The 25,689-nt window shown below is 61.4% G+C and carries 28 protein-coding genes; 17 read left to right on the top strand and 11 right to left on the bottom strand.

Going from position 1 to position 25,689, the window contains the following annotated elements; genetic code table 11:
- Positions 1-20: 20 nt before the first annotated feature.
- The 4 genes from rpoA to bfr all read left to right on the top strand — a co-directional run bounded on the left by rpoA (position 21) and on the right by bfr (position 3,757).
- A complete protein-coding gene (gene rpoA, locus P3S72_RS27160) occupies positions 21-1,022 on the top strand; it encodes a DNA-directed RNA polymerase subunit alpha (protein WP_003176403.1) in 1,002 nt (333 codons plus the stop codon).
- A gap of 41 nt (positions 1,023-1,063) precedes the next feature.
- Positions 1,064-1,450 carry a 50S ribosomal protein L17 gene (gene rplQ, locus P3S72_RS27155; protein ID WP_247396022.1) on the top strand — a complete coding sequence of 129 codons (387 nt, stop codon included), beginning with the start codon at positions 1,064-1,066 and terminating at the stop codon, positions 1,448-1,450.
- 238 nt (positions 1,451-1,688) lie between these two features.
- Positions 1,689-3,137 carry a catalase gene (locus P3S72_RS27150; protein WP_276195072.1) on the top strand — a complete coding sequence of 483 codons (1,449 nt, stop codon included), beginning with the start codon at positions 1,689-1,691 and terminating at the stop codon, positions 3,135-3,137.
- A 155-nt stretch (positions 3,138-3,292) separates the two neighbouring features.
- Positions 3,293-3,757, top strand: a complete 465-nt coding sequence (gene bfr, locus P3S72_RS27145; protein ID WP_247396024.1) for a bacterioferritin — start codon at positions 3,293-3,295, stop codon at positions 3,755-3,757.
- A 66-nt stretch (positions 3,758-3,823) separates the two neighbouring features.
- On the opposite strand, the gene uvrA is transcribed toward bfr, so the two are convergent.
- Positions 3,824-6,658, bottom strand: coding sequence for an excinuclease ABC subunit UvrA (gene uvrA, locus P3S72_RS27140; RefSeq protein WP_253399580.1), 2,835 nt, complete (start codon positions 6,656-6,658; stop codon positions 3,824-3,826).
- A gap of 178 nt (positions 6,659-6,836) precedes the next feature.
- Between uvrA and P3S72_RS27135 the strand changes: the two genes are divergently transcribed.
- Together P3S72_RS27135 and P3S72_RS27130 are read left to right on the top strand one after the other, a co-directional pair.
- Positions 6,837-8,231: an MFS transporter gene (locus P3S72_RS27135; protein WP_247396028.1), complete on the top strand. Its 1,395-nt coding sequence runs from the start codon at positions 6,837-6,839 to the stop codon at positions 8,229-8,231.
- A 9-nt stretch (positions 8,232-8,240) separates the two neighbouring features.
- A complete protein-coding gene (locus tag P3S72_RS27130; RefSeq protein WP_003232445.1) occupies positions 8,241-8,756 on the top strand; it encodes a single-stranded DNA-binding protein in 516 nt (171 codons plus the stop codon).
- A gap of 82 nt (positions 8,757-8,838) precedes the next feature.
- Here the strand turns inward: P3S72_RS27130 and P3S72_RS27125 are convergent, their stop codons facing one another.
- Positions 8,839-9,663 (bottom strand): alpha/beta hydrolase, encoded by an 825-nt coding sequence (locus tag P3S72_RS27125; RefSeq protein ID WP_276195071.1) that lies wholly within the window; start codon positions 9,661-9,663, stop codon positions 8,839-8,841.
- A gap of 253 nt (positions 9,664-9,916) precedes the next feature.
- Here P3S72_RS27125 and tam point away from each other — a divergent pair, with 253 nt between their 5' ends.
- On the top strand, positions 9,917-10,678 hold the full coding sequence (gene tam, locus P3S72_RS27120; protein WP_276195070.1) for a trans-aconitate 2-methyltransferase: 762 nt from the start codon (positions 9,917-9,919) through the stop codon (positions 10,676-10,678).
- 21 nt (positions 10,679-10,699) lie between these two features.
- On the opposite strand, the gene P3S72_RS27115 is transcribed toward tam, so the two are convergent.
- The gene (locus P3S72_RS27115; RefSeq protein WP_276195069.1) at positions 10,700-11,260 is read right to left on the bottom strand and encodes a cysteine hydrolase family protein; all 561 of its coding nucleotides are present in this window, start codon (positions 11,258-11,260) and stop codon (positions 10,700-10,702) included.
- A gap of 96 nt (positions 11,261-11,356) precedes the next feature.
- Here P3S72_RS27115 and P3S72_RS27110 point away from each other — a divergent pair, with 96 nt between their 5' ends.
- On the top strand, positions 11,357-12,328 hold the full coding sequence (locus P3S72_RS27110; protein WP_276195068.1) for a GlxA family transcriptional regulator: 972 nt from the start codon (positions 11,357-11,359) through the stop codon (positions 12,326-12,328).
- Between the two features lie 230 nt (positions 12,329-12,558).
- On the top strand, positions 12,559-13,443 hold the full coding sequence (locus P3S72_RS27105) for a sugar nucleotide-binding protein (RefSeq protein ID WP_276195067.1): 885 nt from the start codon (positions 12,559-12,561) through the stop codon (positions 13,441-13,443).
- 136 nt (positions 13,444-13,579) lie between these two features.
- Here P3S72_RS27105 and P3S72_RS27100 read toward each other — a convergent pair whose 3' ends face one another.
- The 5 genes from P3S72_RS27100 to P3S72_RS27080 form a co-directional block, all read right to left on the bottom strand.
- Entirely contained in the window at positions 13,580-14,278 is a 699-nt protein-coding gene (locus P3S72_RS27100; RefSeq protein WP_276195066.1) for an OmpW family outer membrane protein, read from the bottom strand.
- Positions 14,279-14,372: 94 nt separating this feature from the next.
- Positions 14,373-14,894: a DUF3299 domain-containing protein gene (locus tag P3S72_RS27095; RefSeq protein WP_276195065.1), complete on the bottom strand. Its 522-nt coding sequence runs from the start codon at positions 14,892-14,894 to the stop codon at positions 14,373-14,375.
- Between the two features lie 11 nt (positions 14,895-14,905).
- Positions 14,906-16,171 (bottom strand): ABC transporter permease, encoded by a 1,266-nt coding sequence (locus tag P3S72_RS27090; RefSeq protein ID WP_253399571.1) that lies wholly within the window; start codon positions 16,169-16,171, stop codon positions 14,906-14,908.
- A gap of 1 nt (position 16,172) precedes the next feature.
- Positions 16,173-16,883, bottom strand: a complete 711-nt coding sequence (locus P3S72_RS27085; RefSeq protein ID WP_276195064.1) for an ABC transporter ATP-binding protein — start codon at positions 16,881-16,883, stop codon at positions 16,173-16,175.
- A gap of 6 nt (positions 16,884-16,889) precedes the next feature.
- A complete protein-coding gene (locus tag P3S72_RS27080) occupies positions 16,890-17,495 on the bottom strand; it encodes a DUF2796 domain-containing protein (protein WP_276195063.1) in 606 nt (201 codons plus the stop codon).
- A gap of 131 nt (positions 17,496-17,626) precedes the next feature.
- Between P3S72_RS27080 and P3S72_RS27075 the strand changes: the two genes are divergently transcribed.
- Positions 17,627-17,974, top strand: a complete 348-nt coding sequence (locus tag P3S72_RS27075; RefSeq protein ID WP_276195062.1) for a hypothetical protein — start codon at positions 17,627-17,629, stop codon at positions 17,972-17,974.
- Here P3S72_RS27075 and trxA read toward each other — a convergent pair.
- The 3 genes from trxA to P3S72_RS27060 are packed head-to-tail and all read right to left on the bottom strand — an operon-like array spanning position 17,971 to position 19,990.
- Positions 17,971-18,843, bottom strand: a complete 873-nt coding sequence (trxA, locus tag P3S72_RS27070) for a thioredoxin (RefSeq protein ID WP_276195061.1) — start codon at positions 18,841-18,843, stop codon at positions 17,971-17,973. The genes P3S72_RS27075 and trxA overlap by 4 nt on opposite strands.
- A 32-nt stretch (positions 18,844-18,875) precedes the next feature.
- Complete coding sequence (locus tag P3S72_RS27065) at positions 18,876-19,538, bottom strand: 50S ribosomal protein L11 methyltransferase (RefSeq protein ID WP_276195060.1); 663 nt, start codon at positions 19,536-19,538, stop codon at positions 18,876-18,878.
- Positions 19,535-19,990 (bottom strand): YbaY family lipoprotein, encoded by a 456-nt coding sequence (locus tag P3S72_RS27060; protein ID WP_253399554.1) that lies wholly within the window; start codon positions 19,988-19,990, stop codon positions 19,535-19,537. The genes P3S72_RS27065 and P3S72_RS27060 overlap by 4 nt, the downstream gene beginning before the upstream one ends.
- Positions 19,991-20,129: 139 nt before the next feature.
- Between P3S72_RS27060 and nrdR the strand changes: the two genes are divergently transcribed.
- The 7 genes from nrdR to thiL all read left to right on the top strand — a co-directional run bounded on the left by nrdR (position 20,130) and on the right by thiL (position 25,605).
- Complete coding sequence (gene nrdR, locus P3S72_RS27055) at positions 20,130-20,600, top strand: transcriptional regulator NrdR (protein ID WP_276195059.1); 471 nt, start codon at positions 20,130-20,132, stop codon at positions 20,598-20,600.
- Positions 20,597-21,727, top strand: a complete 1,131-nt coding sequence (gene ribD / locus P3S72_RS27050; RefSeq protein WP_276195058.1) for a bifunctional diaminohydroxyphosphoribosylaminopyrimidine deaminase/5-amino-6-(5-phosphoribosylamino)uracil reductase RibD — start codon at positions 20,597-20,599, stop codon at positions 21,725-21,727. Before nrdR ends, ribD begins: the two co-directional genes overlap by 4 nt.
- Before the next feature lie 47 nt (positions 21,728-21,774).
- Positions 21,775-22,452, top strand: coding sequence for a riboflavin synthase (locus tag P3S72_RS27045; RefSeq protein ID WP_253399543.1), 678 nt, complete (start codon positions 21,775-21,777; stop codon positions 22,450-22,452).
- Between the two features lie 15 nt (positions 22,453-22,467).
- Positions 22,468-23,559: a bifunctional 3,4-dihydroxy-2-butanone-4-phosphate synthase/GTP cyclohydrolase II gene (gene ribBA / locus P3S72_RS27040; RefSeq protein ID WP_276195057.1), complete on the top strand. Its 1,092-nt coding sequence runs from the start codon at positions 22,468-22,470 to the stop codon at positions 23,557-23,559.
- An 88-nt stretch (positions 23,560-23,647) separates the two neighbouring features.
- Positions 23,648-24,124, top strand: a complete 477-nt coding sequence (gene ribE, locus P3S72_RS27035; protein ID WP_247408428.1) for a 6,7-dimethyl-8-ribityllumazine synthase — start codon at positions 23,648-23,650, stop codon at positions 24,122-24,124.
- Complete coding sequence (gene nusB, locus P3S72_RS27030; RefSeq protein ID WP_276195056.1) at positions 24,121-24,621, top strand: transcription antitermination factor NusB; 501 nt, start codon at positions 24,121-24,123, stop codon at positions 24,619-24,621. Before ribE ends, nusB begins: the two co-directional genes overlap by 4 nt.
- 18 nt (positions 24,622-24,639) lie before the next feature.
- Positions 24,640-25,605 carry a thiamine-phosphate kinase gene (thiL, locus tag P3S72_RS27025; protein WP_276195055.1) on the top strand — a complete coding sequence of 322 codons (966 nt, stop codon included), beginning with the start codon at positions 24,640-24,642 and terminating at the stop codon, positions 25,603-25,605.
- Positions 25,606-25,689: the final 84 nt, after the last annotated feature.

Genomic DNA, 25,689 nt, shown 5'->3' with positions numbered 1-25,689 from the left:
GCTAGAAAATAGGTGCATCCATGCAGATTTCGGTAAATGAGTTCCTGACACCCCGCCACATTGATGTGCAGGTTGTCAGTCCAACCCGCGCCAAAATCACTCTCGAGCCTCTCGAGCGTGGTTTTGGCCACACCCTGGGCAACGCGCTGCGCCGCATCCTGTTGTCCTCAATGCCCGGCTGTGCAGTAGTCGAGGCCGAGATTGACGGTGTGCTCCACGAGTACAGCGCCATCGAAGGTGTACAGGAAGACGTAATTGAAATCCTGTTGAACCTTAAAGGTCTGGCTATCAAGCTGCACGGCCGTGACGAAGTTACGCTGACCTTGTCGAAGAAGGGTTCGGGGGTGGTTACCGCTGCCGATATTCAGCTGGATCATGATGTCGAGATCGTTAACCCCGATCACGTAATCGCTAACCTGGCGTCTAACGGCGCCCTGAACATGAAGCTCACTGTAGCTCGTGGTCGTGGTTATGAACCGGCCGACTCGCGTCAGAGCGATGAAGACGAAAGCCGCAGCATTGGTCGCTTGCAGCTTGATTCTTCGTTCAGCCCGGTTCGCCGCATCGCATACGTGGTGGAAAACGCCCGTGTCGAGCAGCGTACTAACCTGGACAAGCTGGTTATTGATCTGGAAACCAACGGTACTCTGGACCCTGAAGAGGCTATCCGTCGCGCTGCAACCATTCTGCAACAGCAGTTGGCTGCGTTCGTCGACCTCAAAGGTGACAGCGAACCAGTGGTAATCGAGCAGGAAGACGAGATCGATCCGATCCTGCTTCGCCCGGTTGACGATCTGGAACTGACTGTACGTTCGGCTAACTGCCTTAAGGCGGAAAACATTTACTACATCGGCGACCTGATTCAGCGTACCGAAGTAGAACTGTTGAAGACTCCGAACCTGGGCAAGAAATCCTTGACTGAAATCAAGGACGTTCTGGCCTCCCGCGGTCTGTCCCTCGGCATGCGCCTCGACAACTGGCCGCCTGCAAGTCTTAAGAAGGACGACAAGGCGACTGCCTGATCGTCGTAATCACCGAACGTGAGTTTGGTAAGGAATGAACCATGCGTCATCGTAAAAGTGGACGTCACCTGAGCCGTACCAGCTCGCACCGTAAGGCCATGTTTCAAAACATGGCGGTGTCGCTGTTCGAGCACGAGCTGATCAAAACTACACTGCCGAAAGCTAAAGAACTGCGTCGCGTTGCTGAGCCGCTGATCACTTTGGCTAAGACAGACAGCCTGGCTAACCGCCGTCTGGCATTCGACCGTACTCGTTCGAAAGCTATCGTTGGTAAGCTGTTCAACGACCTGGGCAAGCGTTACGCTACCCGTGAGGGTGGCTACCTGCGCATCCTCAAGTGCGGTTTCCGCTCTGGCGACAACGCGCCTATGGCGTATGTCGAGTTGGTTGATCGTGCTACTGCCGGCGAAGCTGTAAGCGCCGAGTAAGACGACAGTCTGTAACGAAGAACCGGGCCTCGTGCCCGGTTTTTTGTGCGCGTAAGAAAAACGCCATTTGTACAAGCTGCGTCAGGTCAACACTGGCACGATGGTGGCCAGGTGTATTGGTAGTAATTTTCTATTGATTCCCACAATTTAATGAATTTGTAGGTGTCATGTTGATGATCAATACTCACTGCAAGCCGATTAGCCGGCAGTTCCAAGTCCGACCTGAGGAAGATTGAGCATGAGCCAGAACAAAATTCTTACCACCGCCAGCGGCGCTCCCGTGGCGGACAACCAGAACTCCCGTTCCGCCGGCCCACGTGGCCCGTTGTTGCTCGACGATTTTCACCTGATTGAGAAGCTCGCGCACTTCAACCGCGAAAACATCCCTGAGCGTCGAGTACATGCCAAAGGTTCGGGGGCTTACGGCACGTTCACCGTTACCCAGGACATCGCTGAATACACCAGCGCCAAGCTGTTCGAGTCCGTGGGCAAACAAACGCCGACCTTTCTGCGCTTCTCCACGGTGGGTGGGGAGCGTGGTTCGGCTGATACCGAGCGCGATCCTCGTGGCTTTGCCTTGAAGTTCTACACCGAAGAAGGCAACTGGGACATCGTCGGTAACAACACGCCGGTGTTCTTCATCCGTGACCCTCTGAAGTTCCCTGATTTTATCCACACCCAGAAACGCCTGCCGCAAAGCAATCTGAAAAGTGCGCAGATGATGTGGGACTTCTGGTCGCACTCCCCGGAGGCGCTGCACCAGGTCACCATCCTATTTTCGGACCGTGGTATCCCTGATGGTTACCGTCACATGCACGGCTTCGGTAGCCACACCTACAGCCTGATTAACGCCAAGGGCGAGCGGCACTGGGTAAAGTGGCACTACAAGACCAAGCAAGGCATCAAGAACCTTGCACCGGCTGAGGCCGCACGCTTGGCTGGCACCGATCCTGATTACGCACAGCGCGATCTGTTTGGTGCGATCGAGCGCGGCGACTTCCCGAAATGGCGCGTCTGCATTCAGATCATGACCGAGGCCCAAGCCAACGCGCATTACGAGAACCCCTTTGACGTGACCAAAACCTGGTCACAAAAGGAGTTCCCGCTGATCGAAGTCGGCGAACTGGAGCTCAACCGTAATCCACAGAACTACTTCGCTGAAGTGGAACAAGCTGCGTTCGGCCCGAGCAACATGGTCCCGGGTGTCGGTCTGTCGCCAGACCGCATGCTGCAGGGCCGCGTTTTCGCTTATGCAGATGCACATCGCTACCGTATCGGCACCAACCACCAACAATTGCCGGTGAATGCCCCACGCAGTCCGGTCAACAGCTACCAGCGTGATGGCTCGATGGCCTTCGGCAGCAATGGCGGTGCGACTCCCAACTATGAACCAAACAGCTATGCCGACGCGCCGAAACAAGCACCACAGTACGCCGAGCCTGCATTGGCCCTGAGCGGTGCCGCAGATCGTTACGATCACCGCGAAGACACCGACTATTACAGCCATGCCGGTGCGCTGTTCCGCCTGATGAACGATGAGCAGAAGGCCTTGCTCACCGGCAACATCGCCGGCGCCATGTCGGGGGTTTCCAGTGATGTGGTCCAGCGTCAGTTGCAGCACTTCTTCAAAGCCGATCAGGCTTATGGAGAAGCAATCGCAAAGGCACTGGGTGTATCGCTTAACTGACTCTAAACGATAAGCAGAACCGCCCTCATTTGGGCGGTTTTTGCGCTAATTTAGCTACTTTTCTCTGTAAATCTTCACTTTTCTGCCGTTGCTTCCGTGACCTATAGGTCAGCATGGTTCAAACTGAAGACTTTCAAGCAGGGAGATGTAGGGCGATGCAAGGTCACCCCAACGTAATCGATTACCTCAACACGTTGCTGACGGGCGAACTGGCTGCTCGTGACCAATATTTCATCCATTCGCGTATGTACGAAGACTGGGGCTTTACCGAGCTCTATGAACGTATCAACCACGAGATGGAAGAAGAGACGCAGCACGCCGATGCGCTGATGCGCCGTATCCTGATGCTCGAAGGCACGCCACGCATGCGTCCGGACGACCTGGACGTAGGCACCACGGTGCCTGAGATGCTCGCAGCCGACCTTCGCCTCGAGTACAAGGTCCGTGCCGCGCTGTGCAAGGGCATCGAGCTATGCGAGCAGCACAACGACTATGTCACGCGTGAAATTCTGCGCGTGCAGTTGGCCGACACCGAAGAAGATCACACCTACTGGCTGGAAAAGCAGTTGGGCCTGATCAAGCTGGTCGGCCTGGAGAATTACCTGCAATCGCAGTTCTGATTCCCGGCTGTAAAAAAGCCCCTGTCACCGTTGAAGTGACAGGGGCTTTTTATTGGGTCGGATAAATCACGCCCTGTCGCGTGCGAGCAATGGTTTCAAGTAGTAACCCGTGTGCGACTGCGGCATTTCGGAGACCTGCTCCGGCGTACCCACCGCGATGATCTGGCCGCCCTTGGAACCGCCTTCCGGTCCGAGGTCGACCAGCCAGTCGGCGGTCTTGATCACATCCAGGTTGTGTTCGATCACCACCACGGTGTTGCCGTGGTCACGCAGGCGGTGCAACACATCCAGTAATTGCTGAATATCCGCGAAGTGCAGGCCCGTGGTCGGTTCATCGAGGATATACAGGGTTTTACCCGTATCCCGCTTGGACAGCTCGCGGGACAGCTTGACCCGCTGCGCCTCACCACCGGACAGCGTGGTCGCCGATTGCCCCAGCTTGATGTACGACAAGCCCACATCCATCAGTGTCTGCAGCTTGCGCGCCAACGCTGGAACCGCGTCGAAGAACACCCGCGCTTCTTCGATGGTCATCTCCAGGGTTTCGTGGATGTTCTTGCCCTTGTATTTGATCTCAAGGGTTTCGCGGTTATAGCGCTTGCTCTTGCACACATCGCATGGCACGTAGATGTCCGGCAGGAAGTGCATTTCCACTTTGATCAAGCCATCGCCCTGGCACGCTTCGCAGCGCCCGCCCTTGACGTTGAACGAGAACCGGCCCGGCCCGTAGCCCCGCGAGCGGGATTCCGGGACGCCAGCGAACAACTCGCGAATGGGCGTAAACAGCCCGGTATAGGTCGCCGGGTTGGAGCGTGGTGTGCGGCCAATCGGGCTCTGGTCGATATCGACCACTTTGTCCAGGAGCTCAAGGCCCTTGATGCTGTCATGTGCAGCCGCTTCCAGAGTGGTCGCGCCGTTCAAGGCGGTGGCGCTCAGTGGGAACAGCGTGTTGTTGATCAGCGTCGACTTGCCCGAGCCGGAAACACCCGTCACGCAGGTCAGCAGGCCCAGGGGAATCTCCAGGTCGACATTGCGCAGGTTGTTGCCACGCGCGCCCTTGAGGTGCAACGCCATCTTCTTGTTGCGTGGCGTGCGCTTGGCCGGCACCTCAATCTTCACGCGACCGGACAGGTACTTGCCCGTCAGTGAGTCCGGATGGGCCATCACCTCGGCAGGCGTACCTTGGGCGACGATATGTCCACCATGCACGCCGGCACCCGGGCCAATATCGACCACATAATCTGCCAGGCGAATCGCGTCTTCATCGTGCTCGACCACAATCACCGTGTTGCCGATATCCCGCAGGTGCTTCAGCGTGCCCAGGAGACGATCGTTGTCGCGCTGGTGCAAGCCGATCGATGGTTCATCGAGGATATACAGCACACCCACCAGGCCCGCACCGATCTGGCTGGCCAGGCGAATACGCTGGGCTTCACCGCCAGACAAGGTATCGGCGCTGCGGTCCAGTGACAGGTAATCCAGGCCGACGTTGACCAGGAACTGCAGGCGCTCGCGAATCTCCTTGAGGATCTTGTCGGCGATCTCCCCACGGCGTCCGGTCAGTTTGAGGACACCAAAGTATTCACAGGCATCACCGATCGGCAGGTTGGTCACTGCCGGCAGAGTCTTCTCGCCAACCCATACGTGCCGCGCCTCACGGCGCAGGCGGGTGCCACGGCAATCCGGGCAGGGCTGGGTGCTGAGAAACTTCGCCAGCTCTTCACGCACGCTCGCCGACTCGGTCTCGCGGTAGCGGCGTTCGAGGTTCGGCACGATGCCTTCGAACGGGTGCGAGCGTTTGACGATGTCGCCACGGTCGTTGAGGTATTTGAAGTCGACGCTCTGCGAACCGCTGCCGTTGAGAATGACCTTCTGCTGATCTGCCGGCAGTTGGTTGAACGGTACTTCCAGGCTGAACTTATAGTGCGACGCCAACGACCCGAGCATCTGGAAGTAATAGACGTTACGCCTGTCCCAGCCGCGTATCGCGCCTTCCGCCAACGTCAGTTCGCCATTGACCAGGCGCTTGATGTCGAAGAACTGCTTCACCCCCAGGCCATCACAGGTCGGGCATGCGCCGGCCGGGTTGTTGAAGGAAAACAGCTTGGGTTCCAGCTCGCTGATGGCGTGGCCACAGATCGGGCAGGCAAAGCGTGCGGAGAAGATGATCTCTTCGCCAGGCTCGTCGTCCATCGGCGCGACCAGGGCAATCCCGTCCGCCAGCTTCAGGGCGGTCTCGAAGGATTCGGCCAGGCGTTGCTGCAAGTCGGCGCGCACTTTGAAACGGTCGACCACGACATCAATCGAGTGCTTCTTCTGCTTGTCGAGCTTCGGCGCTTCGTCCAGCTCATACAGCTTGCCGTTGATCCGCGCACGCACGAAACCTTGGGCCCGCAGTTCTTCAAACACCGAAAGGTGTTCACCCTTGCGCTCGCGAATTACCGGCGCCAGCAACATCAGCTTGGCGCCTTCCGGCTGGGCCAGCACCAGGTCGACCATCTGGCTGACGGTCTGGGCTTCCAGCGGAATGTCGTGGTCCGGGCAGCGCGGGATACCTACGCGCGCATAGAGCAGGCGTAGGTAGTCGTAGATCTCGGTGATGGTGCCCACGGTGGACCGCGGGTTATGGGACGTCGACTTCTGCTCGATGGAAATCGCCGGCGACAGGCCTTCGATGGTGTCGACGTCGGGTTTTTCCATCATCGACAGGAACTGGCGGGCATAGGCCGACAGCGACTCGACATAGCGCCGCTGGCCTTCGGCGTACAGCGTGTCGAACGCCAGCGACGATTTGCCGGACCCGGACAAACCGGTGATGACGATCAGTTTGTCCCGGGGCAGGGTCAGGTCGATATTCTTCAGGTTGTGGGTTCTAGCCCCACGAATCAGGATCTTGTCCAAGATGGCCTCGCACGGCGGGCGTAAATAATGCAGGAGTATACGGATAAAGACTGGATGAATATACACTGTCAAGGTGCTAGGTGCAGCCTTACATGAAACCTGCGCGGCAAAGCGCCGCATATACCCTCTCAATCGATGGGACTGGTAGAATCGCCGCCGGTTCACACGAGGTTTTTCCATGCACGATCCCCACAGCGAACGCATGAGTAGCGGCGAGACCCGAGCGGCAAGCGGTCTGGCCCTGGTGTTCGCCTTCCGTATGCTTGGCATGTTCATGGTGTTGCCGGTACTGGCGACCTATGGGATGGACCTCGCAGGCGCGACCCCCGCCCTGATCGGCCTGGCCATTGGCGCCTATGGCCTGACCCAGGCGATTTTCCAGATTCCGTTCGGGATCATTTCCGACCGCATCGGCCGCCGCCCGGTGATCTATCTCGGGTTGATCGTGTTCGCCCTCGGCAGCGTGCTCGCGGCTCAGTCCGATTCTATCTGGGGCGTGATCGCCGGACGTGTCCTGCAGGGCGCCGGGGCAATTTCTGCGGCGGTCATGGCCTTGCTGTCGGACCTGACCCGGGAACAACACCGTACCAAGGCCATGGCCATGATCGGCATGACCATCGGCCTATCGTTCGCCGTCGCGATGGTGATCGGCCCGTTGCTGACCCGCGCCTTTGGTTTGCACGGACTGTTCCTGGCCACCGGCGGCATGGCGTTGTTCGGTATCGTGATCGTGGCCTTTATGGTGCCGCGCTCCACCGGCACCCTGCAGCACCGTGAATCCGGGGTTGCGCGCCAGGCCTTACTGCCGACCCTCAAGCATCCGGACCTGCTGCGCCTGGATTTAGGTATCTTTGTATTGCACGCGATGCTGATGAGCAGCTTCGTTGCCTTGCCCCTGGCCCTGGTGGAAAAAGCCGGGCTGCCCAAGGAACAGCACTGGTGGGTCTACCTGACCGCACTGCTGATTTCATTCTTCGCCATGATCCCATTCATCATCTATGGCGAGAAGAAACGCAAAATGAAACGAGTTTTACTCGGCGCCGTCGTGACGCTGATGCTCACTGAGCTATTCTTCTGGCAGTTCGGCGACAGCCTGCGGGCGCTGGTAATCGGTACGGTGGTGTTCTTTACCGCGTTCAACCTGCTAGAGGCTTCGTTGCCTTCGCTGATCAGTAAAGTTTCACCGGCCGGCGGCAAGGGCACGGCGATGGGGGTGTATTCCACCAGCCAGTTCCTGGGCTCGGCACTCGGCGGCATCATGGGTGGCTGGATGTTCCAGCACGGCGGTTTGTCGGTTGTCTTCCTGGGATGCGCCGGGCTTGCTGCACTTTGGCTGGCCTTTGCTGTTACCATGCGCGAACCCCCATACGTCACAAGCCTGCGCCTGCCGTTGTCGCCCGAAGCCGTTCGTGAAGCTGGCCTGGTCGAGCGCCTGAAGGCCGTCGTTGGGGTAACCGATGCAGTCGTGGTTGCTGAAGAAGCGGCCATTTACATCAAATTGGACACCGAATTATTGGATCGCGCGACGCTCGAGCAACTGGTCAACCCAGTGCCGACAGCGCGCCCAGCTTAGGAGAACGTTATGGCCCGTGGGGTTAACAAAGTCATATTGGTCGGTACATGCGGCCAGGATCCCGAAGTTCGCTACTTGCCTAACGGTAACGCCGTGACCAACCTGAGTCTGGCGACCAGCGAACAGTGGACCGACAAGCAGACCGGCCAGAAGGTCGAGAAAACCGAATGGCACCGTGTGTCGATGTTCGGCAAAGTGGCGGAGATCGCCGGTGAATACCTGCGCAAAGGTTCGCAGGTCTACATCGAAGGCAAACTGCAGACCCGCGAGTGGGAAAAAGACGGCATCAAGCGTTACACCACTGAAATCGTGGTCGACATGCAAGGCACCATGCAACTGCTCGGCGGCCGTCCACAGGGCGACCAACAGGGCCAGGGCGGCATGTCCAACTCGGCACCGCGTCCACAGCAGTCGCGTCCGCAGCCAAGCCAGCAGCCGCAGCGTGAGTCGCGCCCAGCGCCACAACAGGCCGCTCCGCAACCGGCTCCGGATTTCGACAGCTTTGATGACGATATCCCGTTCTAGCGCTTACCGAAGCAACAAGCTGCAACTTAAAAAACCGCGCCGCCCTCAAGGCCGCGCGGCTTTTTTATGCGTCTTATGCGGCCTAAGACTGCGCGAAGCGCAACATATCGGCGTTAACCCGCTGCTTGTGAGTGTCGGTCAACCCATGAGGGGCGCCTGAATACACCAACAACTGGGCGTCTGGAATGAGGCGTTTGCTCTCCAAGGCTGACGCCTGGATCGGCACGATCTGATCGTCGCCCCCATGGATAATGAGCGTGGGGATGTTGAAATGCTTCAGGTCATCCCGAAAGTCGGTTTCCGAAAATGCCTTGATACTGTCAAAGGTATTTTTGTGCCCTCCCATTACACCCTGCATCCAGAATGAATTGATCAAGCCTTGCGAGGGTTCGACGCCTAGCCGGTTGAATCCGTAGAAAGGACCGCTGGCCAGATCAAGGTAAAGCTGCGAACGGTTGGCGATGGAGTCGGCCCGCATCCCGTCAAAAACTTCGATCGGTGTGCCTTGGGGGTTACTGGAGGTTCTCAGCATCAGTGGCGTTACAGCGCAGATCAAGCCGGCCTTGGCCACGCGCGACGTGCCATGGCGAGCGATATAACGCGCAACTTCACCGCCTCCGGTGGAAAAACCGAAGAGGATCAGGTTGGTCAGATCCAGGTGCTCGATCAATTCCGCCAGGTCGTCCGCGTAGTGGTCCATGTCATTGCCGTTCCACGGCTGGCTTGAGCGGCCATGCCCTCGGCGGTCATGCGCAATGGCGCGAAAACCGTTGTTGGCGAAATGCAGCATTTGCGATTCCCAGCTGTCGCTGTTCAGTGGCCAGCCGTGGCAGAACACAACAGGTTGGCCGCTGCCCCAGTCCTTGTAGTAAAGATCGTTGCCTTCGCGAGTTTTCAGATAAGTCATGGCGTAGCTCCATTGACGTGTACAGATTTGGCGGTGAAGGCCAGAAAACCGTCCGTGGACACTACGCTGGCATGGGTATTAACGATCTGCAGAGGACTTGGCTCGTGCAGGTCTAACCTGATCTTAGTTCGGGTTTGCGAGCGCTGCGTAGGGTGTGCAGGCATCTTCCGATGGTGATGTGAACCCTGGCGTTTGTTCTCATGGCTCACACGATTTAGGCTGTGGCCAACCGTTAAACAAAAGGAAAGCCGTGATGACCTGGTCAGCCAAGCAATACACCCTGTTCGAGCAGCAGCGCACACGCCCCGTCCGCGATCTGGTTGCGGCCATCCCCAATACCGCTGTGCAAACCGCCGTTGACCTGGGGTGCGGCCCCGGTAATTCCACGCAAGTGTTGGCCGAGCGTTTTCCACAGGCTCACGTTACCGGCATGGACAGCTCCGACGACATGCTGGCCGACGCCCGCAAACGCTTGCCGGCGCTGAGCTTCGAACTGGCGGACATCGGCGCATGGACCCCGGCACAACCCTTCGATGTGATCCTGGCGAATGCTTCCCTGCAATGGCTGCCGGACCACGCCACGCTCTACCCGCACTTGGTCAGCCAACTGACACGCGGCGGAACCCTGGCGGTGCAAACCCCGGACAACCTTGACGAGCCCGCCCATCGGCTGGCCCGTGAGGTCGCGGCCGATGGCCCATGGTCCGCCAGGATCGGCACGGTTAAACACAATGAACGGCACACAGCGAGCTATTACTACGAGCTGTTGAGCCAACACTGCAGCACCGTCGATGTGTGGCGCACCACCTACCTGCACCCGCTGGCGGATCACGCGGCCGTGGTGGAGTGGTTCAAGGCCTCGGCATTGCGGCCGTTCCTCGCGCCGTTGAGCGACGACGAAAAAGCCGCTTTCCTGCAGGACTATAAGGCGCGGATCAGCCAGGCTTATCCGGCCCTGGATGATGGCACCGTACTTCTGCCTTTCCCGCGCCTGTTCATCATTGCGACCCGCTAGCGCCACGCCCGCACGCGGCGGTCAGGCCGCCGCCTGGGCCTGCAAGTATTCTTGTGTCGACACTACGCTCGCATACCCAAACGCCAGCGCCGCCATATACGCACCGTGCACCTGCGCCGCCGGAATCACTTGCCCGTTGAATTCCTGATCCCGCGTGGCGCAGGCGTCATGGATCAGCGTGACCTTGTAACCCAGGTCCGCCGCCGCCCGTACCACCGCGTCGATGCACATATGGCTCATGCTGCCGACCACCACCACGTCAGTGATGCTGCATTGTTCCAGCACCGTGCGCAGTTGGGTTTCGCGAAACGCATTCACAAAGTGTTTAAGCACCACCGGCTCACTGCCTTCGTTCAGCACCTTGGGATGCAGGTGCGCGCCTTCGGAGCCTGGGGTGAAGAACGGTGCATCGTCCGAGGTGAACTCATGACGCACATGAATCACCGCATCGCCCGCCTGACGAAATGCCTGCAGCACCTGCGCGGCCTTGTCTGCCGCAGCCTCCACGCCGTCGAGCGGCCACTTGCCCTGGGGGAAGTAGTCGTTCTGGATATCGATTAGGATGAGCGCTTGCTTGGCCATGTGTGTTGCCTCGTGATGGGTTGATGGGGCCAGTATCTTAGCTGGCGCGCAGAGCGGGGATTGGCTGCACCGACAATAACAGGGGGAAAACTGACAATGGCCGTGGAACGCTCGATCATCGAGCTGGGTGTGTTGATCTACCAGGGCGCGCAACTGGCGGCGGTGCATGGCTTGACCGATCTGTTCGGGGTGGCCAATCGGATCGCCGCCGCGCACCAATCCGCGCAATTGCCGCTGCTGCGGGTCAGCCATTGGCAGGTGGCGCCGGATGGCTCGCCCGCGCGCATATTCGCCAGCCATCCCGGTCCAGGCCAACCACTGATGGCCGTGCTGGTGCCACCGTCGATCGGCGAATTCACCGAGGAACAGACGCCCCCCGCGCTGCTGGATTGGCTACGTCAGCAACACGCAGCGGGCACCGTGCTCGGTGGCGTGTGCATCGGCTCGATCATGCTGGCGCGCAGTGGTCTGTTGGACGGGCGCAGCGCCACCACCCATTGGTCTTCCGCCAGCACCTTCGCTGCGCGTTACCCGGCGGTGCGCCTGGAAGCGGATAAACCGATCGTTGACGACGGCGACCTGATCACCACCGCCGGGCTGATGGCGTGGTCCGAACTGGGCCTGCGCCTGGTCGACCGCCTCATGGGGCCGAGCATTGCGGCCGACACGGCGCGCTTTTTGGTGATCGAACACAGCGACAGCGCCAGCCAGTGCGGGAGCAACTTCGCGCCGATTCTTGGGCATGGCGACGGCGCGATCCTGAAAGTGCAGCACTGGTTGCAAGCGAGCGGCGCGGTGGATGTCTCGGTGGCGGCGATGGCGCAGCAGGCGGGCCTCGAAGAGCGCACGTTCCTGCGGCGCTTTCGCGGCGCGACGGGTTTGAAACCCACTGAATATTGCCAGCACCTGCGAGTGGGCAAGGCCCGGCAAATGCTCGAATTTACCAATGGCACCATCGACCATATCGCCTGGACCGTGGGGTATCAGGACCCCAGCGCGTTTCGCGCCACGTTCAAGAAAATCACCGGCCTGGCGCCCAGCGAGTATCGCAGCCGGTTTGGCGTGTGAATCATGCAGAACGCCTCGCTGTTAATGCGTCATCGTGCAGAATAAAGAGCTTTATCGGCGGTCACGTGTTCAGCTACTGCGGCGAGCAATACCTGGCAAGCCCGCAGTTTATCCGTGACGGTTGCGCTACAAACCCGCAAAATGCAACGATTCTGGCAAACACCCACGGCAAGGCTCAAACGCCTGTCGATACTAACCATCGTTCCAAACAGACCGGGCCTGCTCAATCTATGCGAATGCGCCTTATGTTATTGGGCGGCGGGAATGCCCTCGGGCAGGCGCTGATTCGCCTCGGTGCAGAGGAAGACATCGGTTTCCTCGCCCCCAAACCGCCCCAAGACGGCTGGGATGCCGCGAGTCTTACCCAATTGCTCGACGACACCCGTCCCGATGCGTTGATCAACCTCGCCTACTATTTCGACTGGTTCCAGGCCGAAGCGGTCAGCGAAAGCCGTCTGGCCGCCCAGGAGTCTGCGATCGAACGCCTGGCCGAACTGTGCCAGCACCACAACATCACCTTGCTGCAACCGTCCAGCTACCGCGTGTTCGATGGCTCCCGCGCCACCGCCTACAGCGAAAAGGACGAGCCGGTGCCCCTGGGCCTGCGCGGCCAGGCGTTGTGGCGTATCGAACAAAGCGTGCGCGCCACGTGCCCGCAACATGTGCTGCTGCGGTTTGGCTGGCTGCTGGATGACAGTGTCGACGGTACCCTCGGGCGTTTCCTGGCGCGGGCCGAGAAGCCTGAAGAATTGCTGATGGCAGACGACCGTCGCGGCAACCCGACGCCGGTGGACGATGCGGCGCGGGTGATCATCTCCGTGCTCAAGCAACTCGATTGCGCGGCGCCGCTGTGGGGCACTTATCACTACGCCGGTCACGAGGCGACCACGCCGTTGGCGCTGGGCCAGGCGATCCTCACCGAAGCGCGCAGTTTCCGTGCGCTGGCCATCGAAGCGCCCACCGCCCAGGCCCATGCGGCTCGGCCGGATGCCGGTGAAGAACCACAACACGCGGTGCTGGCCTGCAAGAAAATCCTGCATACCTTCGGCATCAAACCACGGGCGTGGCGGGCGGGGTTGCCGGCGTTGCTGGATCGGTTTTACCGCCGTAGCTGAAACACCCCAAAGCAAAATGTGGGAGGGGGCTTGCCCCCGATAGCCCGGTGTCAGTCAACAGAATCATTGACTGAACCACCGCTATCGGGGGCAAGCCCCCTCCCACATTGGTTTTGTGGCGTTTGTGAAATATCGCTTAGAACTTGTAGCCGATACCAACCATGTAAACGAGTGGGTCAACGTCCACATTGACCTTGGCGCGGGTGCCCTGGCCCAGGGCGTTGTTGTCCACGGTGGCCGTGGTGCTGATGTCGATATAACGGACCTGGCCGTTGATCATCCACTTGTCGGTGATCATGTAGTCGGCGCCGATCTGCGCGGCCCAGCCCCAGGAGTTATCGGCCTTGAAGTTGCTGAACCCGTTTTGTTTCGCGGTGCCGCTGAGGCTCTCGTCATAGATCCAGGTGTAGTTGATACCTGCACCTACATACGGTTGGAACTTCGAGGCGCTGTCCAGCGGGTAGTACACGACGCTCAGGGTTGGCGGCAGTTGTTTCAGGGAGCCGAGTTTACCGTTGGCTGCGCCCACGGAGGTGCCCTTGAGCTTCACGTCATGCGAGAACGGCGTGGCCGCCAGCAGTTCGATACCCCAGTGGCTGGTGAACATGTAAGCGAAGTTCAGACCCAGTTGCGTGTTGCTGCTCAAGGTCGCCTTGCCACCCAGGTTGGCGCCGCTCAATGGACCCTGGTCAACTTTGACGTTGCCGCTGTCGGTATTCGGGTTCACGGTGATTGCACCGGCACGAACCAGAATGTCACCGGCCTCGTAAGCGTGGGCAACAGGGGCGGCGAGGGCGAGGGCGAAGAGGGACGCGCCGAGCAGGGACTTGTTCATGGGAGCTCCAGAGGACGTTTAAAGGTTGTACATCCAATGGTAAAGATCGTTCCGCTTGGTCTTTTGACGCAGCTCAATGAAAGGGTGATAAGCGCTATTCCGGCAATTCGTAGATGTAAATCTTCTCGGCGTCCATCTGATAGCCCGCGTCGGCCAACTCACTGGACGACGGTTTGACCTGCATCGCGCCCTCGATCCAATACGGCTGATACAGCTCATCGAGCTTCACGCCGACTTCGCTTTTCACATGCACGATCTGGTTCGACGGCGGCGGCGGTACGTGAATGCACGCGCCGAAATACGGCACCAGAAGGAACTCGGTGGTGCGGCCTTCTTCACTGACTTCCAGCGGCACGATATAGCCCGGCAGGCGGATCTGTTGGCCGTTGAGGCTCTGCACCACCGGCGCGTTGGGCAAGTCCTGCTTGGCCGCTGGCGCGGCCTCGACCGACAAGGCATCGGCCATCTTCGACAGGTCGTGCAGCGGTTTCATATTGGGGATTTCCGGCGGCGCGTCCGGTGGAATCATCTCCTGCCAGGACAAATCCTTGGGCTGATCCTCCGCCCAGGCGGGCGCGGCCAGCAGCAACAACAGGGTAAACAGGGCACGACGCATCGAAGCCTTCCTCATAAACGTATGGACAGGCCATCGGCCAAGGATTGTCGATAAGCACGCCACGCGGGCACGCTGCCCATCAGCAGCGCCGCCGCCAGGATACCGGCGAGCAAGGTCCATTCATATTCGCTGGGCCAGGCCATCGGCAGGTCCAGGCCGTAGTTGGCCTGCAAATACCCGCGCGAAGCCGCGATGCACACGTACAGCAAACCCACGCCTGCGATCACACCGGACAGCGCCAGGGCAAAGGCTTCGAAGATCAGCAATGTTGCGATATGCCAGGGCCGTGCGCCCACCGAACGCAGGATCGCCATTTCGCGACGGCGCTCGTTGAGGCTGGTGAGGATCGCGGTGAGCATGCCGATCAACCCGGTCAGCACCACGAACAGCGAGATCACGAACAGCGCCTTTTCCGCAGTGCCCATCATGCTCCACAGCTCTTGCAGCGCCACGCCCGGCAGAATCGCCAGCATCGGCTCGCCGCGAAATTCATTGATCTCGCGTTGCAGGGCGAAGGTGGAAATCTTGTTGTTCAACCCGAGCATGAAGGCGGTGATGGCTTGCGGCGTCAGGTCCATGTTGCGCGCCTGATCGGCACTGATGCGGCCTTTGCCCTGGGCGGGTACGCCGTTGTGCCAGTCGATATGGATCGCCTCCATGCCGCCGAGGCTGATATGCAGCGTGCGGTCCACCGGCGTGCCGGTGCGCTTGAGGATGCCGACCACGGTGAACGGTTTGTCATCGTGCTTGACCAGGCTGACCACCGCCACGCCGTGGGCCAGCACCAGCTTGTCGCCGAGCTTGTAGTGCAACGCTTCGGCCACTTCGGCGCCGAGCACCACTTCGAACGGATCGGTGGCGAAGGCGCGGCCGCTGGCCAGCTCGAGGTTTTGCTTGCGGCCGTACTGGTAGTGCTCGAAGTAGGACGCGTTGGTGCCCATCACCCGGTAGCCGCGATGGGAGTCGCCGAGGGAAATCGGAATGGCCCATTTCACCTGGGGGCTGGCGGCGAAGTGTTCGTAGCTGTCCCAGCGGATATTGTTGGTGGCGTTGCCGATGCGGAACACTGAATACAGCAGCAGGTTGACCGAGCCGGAACGCGCACCGACGATCAGGTCGGTGCCGCTGATGGTGCTGGCGAAACTGTTGCGCGCTTCAACGCGCACCCGCTCCACAGCCAGCAGCAGGCACACCGAGAGGGCGATGGCGAAGGCGGTGAGGATCGCGGTAAAGCGGCGGTTAGCCAGGCTGGCCATGGCTAGACGGAACAGATACATCTCAAACCTCTGCGGGCGTGGCGGCGCGATTGAGTTCGGCCAGCGACAGGTGACGGTCGAACAGTGGGGCCAGGCTCTGGTCATGGCTGACAAACAACAGGCTGGCGCCGGCGTCGCGGCATTCGGCGAACAGCAGTTGCAGGAAGGCTTCGCGGGCGTCGTAGTCCAGGGCCGAGGTCGGCTCGTCGGCGATCACCAGTTCCGGCTGGCCGATCAACGCGCGGGCGGCGGCCACTCGTTGTTGCTGGCCGATCGACAGCGAATCGGCGCGGCGTTCCAGCAGGGCGCTGTCCTTCAACCCCAGGTGCGCGAGTAAGCTCGCGGCGGCCTGGTCGACACTGCCGTGGCGCTGCTTGGCCCGCTGCGCGCGCAGTTTGGAAAAGTGGCACGGCAGCTCGACGTTTTCGCGCACCGACAGGAACGGCAGCAGGTTGAACTGCTGGAAGATGTAGCCGGTGTGGTCGACGCGAAAACGGTCGCGGGCGCCGGCCGAGAGGTCGGTCAGCTCCTGGCCGAGCAGGCGAATGCTGCCCCGGCTGGGTGTCTGCACGCCGCCCAGCAGGCCGAGCAGGGTGGTCTTGCCGCTGCCGCTGGGGCCCTTGAGAAACAGGGTCTCCCCCGGTTCCAGGCGGAACGCGGGGATGTCCAGCAACTGTGGGTGCCCGGGCCAGTTGAAGCCCAGGTCGGACAGTTCGATCAATGCGTGGGTCATGGCTACTCAGAACTTCAGGGTGGCTGCTGTGACCGTCGCTTCCACACCTTGCTGGCCGCTCGGGCCGATCAGTTGTACCTGAATTTTTTGCGTGGCGGGGAAGGTCTTGAACACTTGGCTCAGGTCGAGGTTGCTCAAGGCAGTCGGCGTGGCGCAGGTGAATTGGTAGTGGGCGTGGATTTCGCTGTGGTCGTGATGATGCTCGTGGGCAGCCGCGCCTTTGCTGTCGGTGGCGTGGTCGTCATCGTCGTCGTCATGCTCGACTTCGGGCTTGTCGCCGAACAGCGGGCTGTTGAGTTCCTGGGTGCTGATCACGCAACCGGCGGCCTTTGGCAGGTTGAACAGGGCCACGGGATTTTCCAGCTGTTTGCGCACGGCGGCGACCTTGGCTTTGTCGGCGGCGCTGGTGGCCAGGTGTTCGAAACCCACCAGGTTCATCGCCGGGCTGTCCAGCTCAAGCTCCAGGGCCTGGCCATCGAGCACCGCGTTGAGGCGGCCGACCCCGTGTTCATGGGCGCCGAGGCTGGCGTGCTCATGATCATGCTCGTCAGCGGCATGGGCGATAGCCAGTGGCAGCAGGGCAAACGGCAAAGCAAGCAGCAGACGGCGCATGGGGAGGCTCCAGAACATGAAAGTTATGTTATGTGATCTTATAACAATAGTGCGGGGAGTTTGACCGCACGCTTGGCGTTGCGCAAGCCGCATGGGAGCATGCCCGTCGGAAAAATGCAGGAGTAAGGACGATGTTGCGAATTCGTGGAACCGTCGGTGACCTGCCAGTGGACTTGACCCTGGAGCTCGATGACGCTGATTGGGCGCGACTGAGCGCGCAGTTGCAGGCAACGCCCGTGGCCAGCGCGACCGCCGCGCCGGCCGTTGCGGTCAAGCACAATGATGACCTGTGGCAGAACGCCCAGGACCTGTTGCGCGCCGCCGGCCAACTCAACGGGCTGGAATTGCTCGATCAACTCGAAGGACTGGCCGGCGATGCGGCGGCGGGCAAGCGCCTGCTGGTGCGCCTGCGCCACAGCGCCCAGGTGAAAGTCACCAGCGGCGGCGATACGCCGCTGTACCGCTGGGTTGGCGATTAGTACAGCGCGGCGAACAGCTTGCGGCGGTATGCGGTCACGAGTGGGTGATCATTGCCCAGCAGTTCGAACACCTGCAGCAAGGTCTTGTGCGGCAGGCCCTCGCTGTAGCTGCGGTTGCGGATAAACAGCTTGAGTAAGCCTTCCAGCGCGGCGTCGTACTGCTGGCGCGCCAGTTGCTGAATGGCCAACTGATAGGCGGCTTCATCGTCCTGCGGGTTTTGCGCCAGGCGGCTTTTCAGGTCGGCGGCGTCCGGCAGGTCGGCAGCCTGGCGCAGGAAAGTGATTTGCGCCTTGGCGCCGGCGAGGGCGGCTTTGTGATCGTCGCTCTTCACGGCGTCGAGAACGGCTTGGGCTTCACCCAGTTCACCGCGCTCGGCCAGGCAGCGCGCGTACAGAATCAGCGCGGCGGCGTTGCTGTTGTCCTCGCCCAACAGCGCGACCAGCACGGCTTCGGCTTCGCTGATGCTGCCCTCGGCAAACAGCGCCTGGGCCTGCTCCAGTGGGGCCGCTGCGGCTGGCGGCGGCATCTGCACGTGAGGTTCGAGCATCGCCCGCACCGCCGACTCCGGCTGCGCCCCGGCAAACCCGTCCACCGGTTGGCCGTCCTTGAACAGCACCACCGTCGGCAGGCTCTGAATACCAAAGCGCGCAACGATGTCCTGCTCGGCCTCGCAATCGACCTTGGCCAGCAGCAACTCGCCCTGATAACTCTCGGCGATTTTCGCCAGCATCGGCATCAGCGCTTTGCACGGCGCGCACCATTCGGCCCAGAAGTCCACGAGCACGGGCTTTTCGAAGGAGTTCTGGATCACCGCCTGGTCGAACGTGGCAGTGGTGGCGTCGAAGATATACGGCGTGGGCTCACTCATGGGGCGTCTCGAATAAAGCGGGAATGGGGCAACTATAAGGGCTGGCGCCGCGAATGGTACAGGCTCACCTTGCGAAACTCCCAAGGCTCCGCCAAGTCCGGCAATGTCAGCGCCTCTAGTATCGCCAGGCGCTGATAATCCGGATGCTGAAAATCCCGTACCCGCGAATCCGCCACCAGCGCTTCACGCCCGCGCGTGAGGAACTGGTCCAGCAGCGGCAGGTTGGCGCGGTCATAGAGCACGTCGGCCACCAGGATCAGGTCGAAACGGTCGGCTTCGGCGAAAAAGTCCGCCGAATAGCCCAGTTCAACCTCGTTGAGTTCGGCATTCGCCCGGCAGGACGCCAACGCCAGCGGATCAAGGTCGCAGGTCACCACTTCCAACGCACCGGCTTTGACGGCGGCAATCCCGGCGACGCCGGAGCCGGCGCCAAAATCCAGCACGCGCTTGCCCGCAACCCACGTCGGGTTCGCCGCCAGGTAGCGCGCCAGTGCCAGGCCGCTGGCCCAGCAAAAACTCCAGTAGGGCGGCTCATGCAGGATGCGCCGGGTTTCTTCGGGGCTGAAGGCGCGGTCCATGTTGTCGGCGTCGAGCAGCCATAACGCCAGGTCGGTGCCCGGCAGCGGGCAGGGCACCAACTGTGCGTCACCGATCAGGGCGCTCAGCGCGCGTTGCAGGTCCAGCGGTGGCGTCATGGTGCTGTGACGAGTTGCAGAGGGCCGGTGGTCTGGGTGATCGCCTGGGTGATGCGCACGGCGGGCAGGTGCAGGATCAACTGGCCGGACTGGCTGGCGCGCCCGCGCAGTTCAACCCGTGCACCGGCCGGGAACGCGTCGGGGCTGAAGCGCAGGCGGAACGCCAGGGGTTTGCCGTTGCCGCTCAGCACGCTGCTGGCGAGCAGTTGTTGCGGGCGGCTGCGGTCGTCGATTACCAACAGCGCCATCTCGACTTCGGCGCCGGCGGGCACGTTGGTCAGGCTGCCGTTGATTTCACGCTGGTAGGCCGGCAGCGGGCCGAGGTCTTCAATGCCGGGGACTTTTTTCTCTTGTGCAGGCTGAGGTTGCGGCGTCGACGGTTTCGGGGCTTCGCTGCTGCAGGCGACCAGAAAACCGAACAAGGTGAGTAAAACGAGTGGTCGTAACTGCATGTAAGGCTCCAGAAAGGACAATATCCGTGGCTTAAAAAACATGAAACATAATCGTCAGCCTATATACCGCAAAGGCTATGGCTTGTCTTGCCACGGGGATGCGCTACCATGGCCCTCCCTTTTTTTGTTGCCTGCCACCATGCACTGTCCCTTCTGCGGTGCCAACGAAACCAAGGTCATTGACTCGCGTCTGGTCGCCGAGGGCGATCAAGTGCGTCGCCGGCGCGAATGCCTGGCCTCTGGCTGCGGTGAACGTTTCACCACCTTCGAAACCGCCGAACTGGTATTGCCACGTCTGATCAAATCCGACGGCAGCCGCCAGCCTTTCGACGAAGAAAAATTACGCGCCGGTATGCAGCGCGCCCTGGAAAAACGCCCGGTGAGTGTCGAGCGGCTGGAGGCGGCGCTGGCGCATATCAAGCACAAGCTGCGCGCGACCGGCGAGCGCGAGGTCAAGTCCCTGGTGGTTGGAGAGCTGGTGATGGGCGAGCTGCAAAAGCTCGACGAAGTCGCCTATATCCGTTTCGCTTCGGTGTATCGACGCTTCCAGGACCTCAATGAGTTCCGCGAAGAGATCGACCGCCTGGCCCGTGAGCCGGTCAAAAAATGAACCCACCGTCTGCTGAACAGGCCGTCCTCGACGCCCATTACATGGCCCGCGCCCTCGAATTGGCGCGCAACGGCCTGTACACCACCCATCCCAACCCGCGTGTGGGCTGCGTGATCGTGCGTGACGGGCAGGTCGTCGGCGAAGGCTGGCATGTGCGTACCGGCGAGCCCCATGCGGAAGTGCATGCCTTACGCGCTGCCGCTGACAAAGCCCGCGGCGCCACGGCCTACGTCACCCTCGAGCCCTGCAGCCATTACGGTCACACCCCGCCGTGCGCCGATGCGCTGGTGAGTGCCGGGGTGGCGCGGGTGGTCGCGGCCATGCAGGACCCCAACCCGGACGTCGCCGGGCGCGGTATGCAGCGCCTGGCCCAGGCTGGCATCGAGGTACACAGCGGTGTGCTCGAAGTGGACGCGCGGGCCCTCAATAAAGGTTTCCTCAAACGCATGGAACACGGCCTGCCATTTGTGCGGGTCAAGCTGGCGATGAGCCTGGACGGCCGCACCGCGATGGCCAGCGGCGAGAGCCAATGGATCACCGGCCCCGCCGCTCGCGCCGCCGTGCAGCGCCTGCGCGCCGAGGCCAGCGTGGTGCTGACCGGCGCCGACACCGTGCTGGCCGATGGCGCTCGCCTGACCGTGCGCGCCGCCGAACTCGGCCTGGACGCGCAAACCACCGCCCTGGCCATGTCGCGTCCGCCGCTGCGTGTGCTGATCGACGGTCGCTTGCGGGTGCCGCTCAATGCGCCGTTCTTCAAGGCCGGCCCGGCGCTGGTCATCACCTGCGTCACGGCGGAAAACCAGTTTCCCCGTGGGCCCGAGTGCCTGGTGGTGCCCGGTGTCGATGGCCAGGTCGACCTGCGCTCGGCGCTGGTGGCGTTGGCGGCCCGTGGTGTCAACGACGTCCTGGTGGAAGCCGGCCCAAGCCTGGCGGGCGCGTTCGCCCAGCAGGGCCTGGTGGACGAATACGTGATTTTCGTCGCCGGCAAGTTCCTCGGTTCTGCGGCCCGGCCTTTGCTGGACTGGCCGCTTGAGAAACTGGCCGACGCGCCCCAACTCAAGATCACTGAAATGCGCGCTGTGGGCGATGACTGGCGAATCACTGCCATCCCAGTAGCGAGCGTATAATTCTGACCGGGCGCTCAAGCGCTCGCCCCGTTTTCCAGGAGAAGGCCATGTTCACCGGCATTATCGAATCCATCGGCAGCATCCGTGCCATGACCCCCAAGGGCGGCGACGTGCGCCTGCTGGTTGACACCGGCAAGCTCGACCTGGGCGACGTCAAGCTGGGCGACAGCATCGCCGTCAGCGGCGTGTGCCTGACTGTCGTCGACTTGCCGGGCAACGGCTTTGCCGCCGATGTCAGCCGGGAAACCCTGGACTGCACGGCGATGAGCGATCTTGCGGCCGGCAGCCCGGTCAACCTGGAAAAAGCCCTGACCCCGACCACGCGCCTGGGCGGTCACCTGGTCAGCGGCCACGTCGACGGCGTCGGCGAAGTGGTGGCCCGCAGCGAAAATGCCCGCGCTGTCGAGTTCCGCATCCGTGCGCCCAAGGCGCTGGCCAAGTACATCGCCCACAAAGGCTCGATCACCGTCGATGGCACCAGCCTGACCGTGAACGCCGTGGACGGCGCCGAATTCGCACTGACCATCATTCCTCACACCCTGAGCGAAACCATCATGGCGTCGTACCAGCCAGGTCGCCGGGTGAACCTGGAAGTCGACTTGCTTGCCCGTTACCTGGAGCGCCTTCTATTGGGCGATAAGGCCGCAGAGTCTGACTCTCGACAAAAGCCTGCCGGGAACATCACCGAAAGTTTTTTGGCCGCTAATGGCTACCTGAAATCCTGACCAAGGGGGTGCCCTGTGGCGCTCAATAGCATCGAAGAACTGGTTGAAGACATCCGCCAAGGCAAGATGGTCATCCTGATGGATGACGAAGACCGTGAGAACGAAGGCGACATCATCATGGCCGCCGAGGCGTGCAAGCCCGAGCACATCAACTTCATGGCCAAGCATGCCCGTGGGTTGATCTGCATGCCCATGAGCCGCGAGCGCTGCGAGTTGCTCAAGCTGCCGCTGATGTCACCGCGCAACGGTTCCGGGTTTGGCACCAAGTTCACCGTGTCGATCGAGGCCACCACGGGCGTGACCACCGGGATCTCCGCCGCTGACCGTGCGCGCACCGTGCAAGCGGCTGCTGCGAAAGACGCCAAGGCCGAAGACATCGTCAGCCCGGGTCACATCTTCCCGCTGATGGCGCAGTCAGGCGGCACCCTGGCCCGTGCCGGTCATACCGAAGCCGCCTGCGACCTGGCGCGCATGGCCGGTTTCGAGCCGAGCGGGGTGATCTGCGAAGTGATGAACGACGACGGCACCATGGCCCGTCGTAGCGAGCTCGAAACCTTTGCCGCCCAACACAACCTCAAGATCGGCACGATTGCCGACCTGATTCACTACCGGATGATCCACGAACGTACCGTTCAGCGGATTGCCGAGCAGCCGCTGGACAGCGAACTGGGCCAATTCAACCTGGTGACCTACCGTGATTCGGTGGAAGGCGACGTCCACATGGCGCTGACCCTGGGCACCATCTGCGCCGACGAGCCGACCCTGGTGCGTGTCCACAACATGGACCCGCTGCGCGACCTGTTGATGGTCAAACAACCCGGACGCTGGAGCCTGCGCGCCGCGATGGCTGCGGTCTCCGAGGCCGGCAGCGGAGTGGTGCTGCTGCTGGGCAACGCGGTGGATGGCGACGTCTTGCTCGCGCATATTCGCGAGTCCGCCGAGCAAACTCCGGTCAAAACGCCGACCACCTACAGCATCGTCGGCGCCGGTTCGCAGATCCTGCGCGACCTCGGCGTGCGCAAAATGCGTCTGATGAGCGCACCGATGAAATTTAATGCGATATCCGGTTTCGACCTGGAAGTTGTAGAATACGTGCCCTCCGAATAAAGGCTGGCGATTGTTGCGCCTTGTTCGCGGTTAAATCATCACTGAGGGACGCACTTTTAGCGTCCCGGCTCTTTAAGAGATTTGTCGAATGACCCTGAAGACCATCGAAGGTACCTTCATTGCCCCCAAAGGCCGCTATGCCCTGGTGGTTGGCCGCTTCAACAGCTTCGTGGTTGAAAGCCTGGTAAGCGGTGCCGTGGACGCCCTGGTTCGCCACGGTGTGAGCGAGAGCGACATCACCATCATCCGCGCCCCTGGCGCCTTCGAAATTCCACTGGTTGCGCAAAAAGTTGCGCAACGCGGTGAATACGCGGCGATCATCGCCTTGGGCGCGGTCATTCGTGGCGGCACGCCGCACTTCGAATACGTGGCTGGCGAATGCACCAAGGGCCTGGCCCAGGTGTCCATGGAGTTCGGCGTACCGGTTGCTTTCGGCGTGCTGACCGTGGATTCGATCGAACAAGCCATCGAACGTTCCGGCACCAAAGCCGGTAACAAAGGTGCTGAAGCTGCCCTGTCCGCCCTGGAAATGGTCAGCCTGCTGGCGCAGTTGGAGGCCAAGTGATTTCCGACGAGAGCGATCGTTTCAACCCGCGCGACGAGCGTCCGGCGGACGCCGGTAAGCCATCGAAAAGCGAAAAGCGCCGTGCTGCCCGTCAGCTCGCCACCCAGGCGCTGTACCAGCGTCACATGGCCGGCACTTCGCTGAACGAAATCGAAGCGCAATTTCGCGTCGACAATGACTTCGCCTTCGCCGACCAGAGTTACTTCCACGACATCCTGCACGGTGTTCCGGCCAACCTGACCGAGATCGATGCTGCATTGACCCCGTGTCTGGACCTGACTATCGATGAGCTGGACCCGGTTGAACTGGCTGTACTGCGCCTGTCCACCTGGGAACTGCTCAAGCGCGTCGACGTGCCGTACCGCGTGGTGATCAACGAAGGTATCGAACTGGCGAAAGTCTACGGTTCGACCGACGGTCACAAGTTCGTCAACGGCGTGCTCGACAAGCTGGCCCCGCGCCTGCGTGAAGCCGAAGTGAAGGCGTACAAGCGCTAACCTGCGCTTGAGTCCTGAATGGGCGAGTTTGAGCTGATCCGCAAATACTTCGCCGCCGCGCCCTGTGCGCAGGGCGGCGAGGGCATTGCCCTGGGGATCGGCGATGACTGCGCCTTGCTGGCGCTCCCCGCCGGGGAGCAGTTGGCAATCTCCACCGATACCTTAGTGGCCGGCGTGCATTTCGCCGACCCCTGTGATCCGTTCCTGCTCGGCCAGCGCTCGCTGGCCGTTGCAGTGAGCGATCTGGCCGCCATGGGCGCCCACCCCGTTGCATTTATCCTGGCCCTCACCACCCCCACCGTCGATGCCGACTGGCTGCAACGCTATGCCCAGGGTTTGAACGCCATGGCGCAGAACTGCGGCGTGGGCCTGGTCGGCGGCGATACCACGCGCGGGCCGCTGAGCTTGACCATGACCGTGTTCGGCCGCTTGCCGGCCGGCCAGGCACTGACCCGCAGCGGTGCGCGGCCGGGTGACTTGCTGTGTGTGGGCGGTGAATTGGGCAACGCGGCGGGCGCTCTGCCGTTGGTACTGGGCCAGCGCAGCGCCGATGCCAGCATCGCCGATCCGCTGCTGGCTCATTACTGGTCGCCGCAACCGCAGTTGGCCTTGGGGGTGGCCCTTCGGGGCAAGGCGACGTCTGCGATGGATATCTCCGACGGGTTATTGGCCGATTGTGGGCATATCGCCAAGGCATCGGCTGTCAGCCTGCTTATCGAGCGCCAGACGCTGCCGTTGTCCCAGGCCTTGCTCGCGTTTGTCGGCGATGACGCGGCGCGGGTGGCGGCCTTGAGTGGGGGCGACGACTACGTGTTGGTGTTCACCCTGCCGCCGGCCGAACTCGCGCCGTTGCTGGCGGACGGCTGGCCGGTGCATGTGATCGGCCGGGTCGAGGTGGGGCAGGGTGTGACACTGCTCGACGTGAACGGGCACGACATCACCCCGGCCATTCGCGGCTATCAGCATTTTCGCGAGACGCCCTGAGCCAGTGTTCTGGCTTGCATAGAACCGAGACGAAGGCCAATCGAACCGATTGATCTTTATCAGCGATAATTCAGCTTAAGCGTC

Origin of the sequence: Pseudomonas sp. D3, assembly GCF_029320995.1 — a bacterium.
Classification (GTDB): Bacteria; Pseudomonadota; Gammaproteobacteria; order Pseudomonadales; family Pseudomonadaceae; genus Aquipseudomonas; species Aquipseudomonas paraveronii.
Note: the sequence above shows the minus strand (reverse complement) of the source record. Positions and strands in the feature narration are given on the sequence as shown.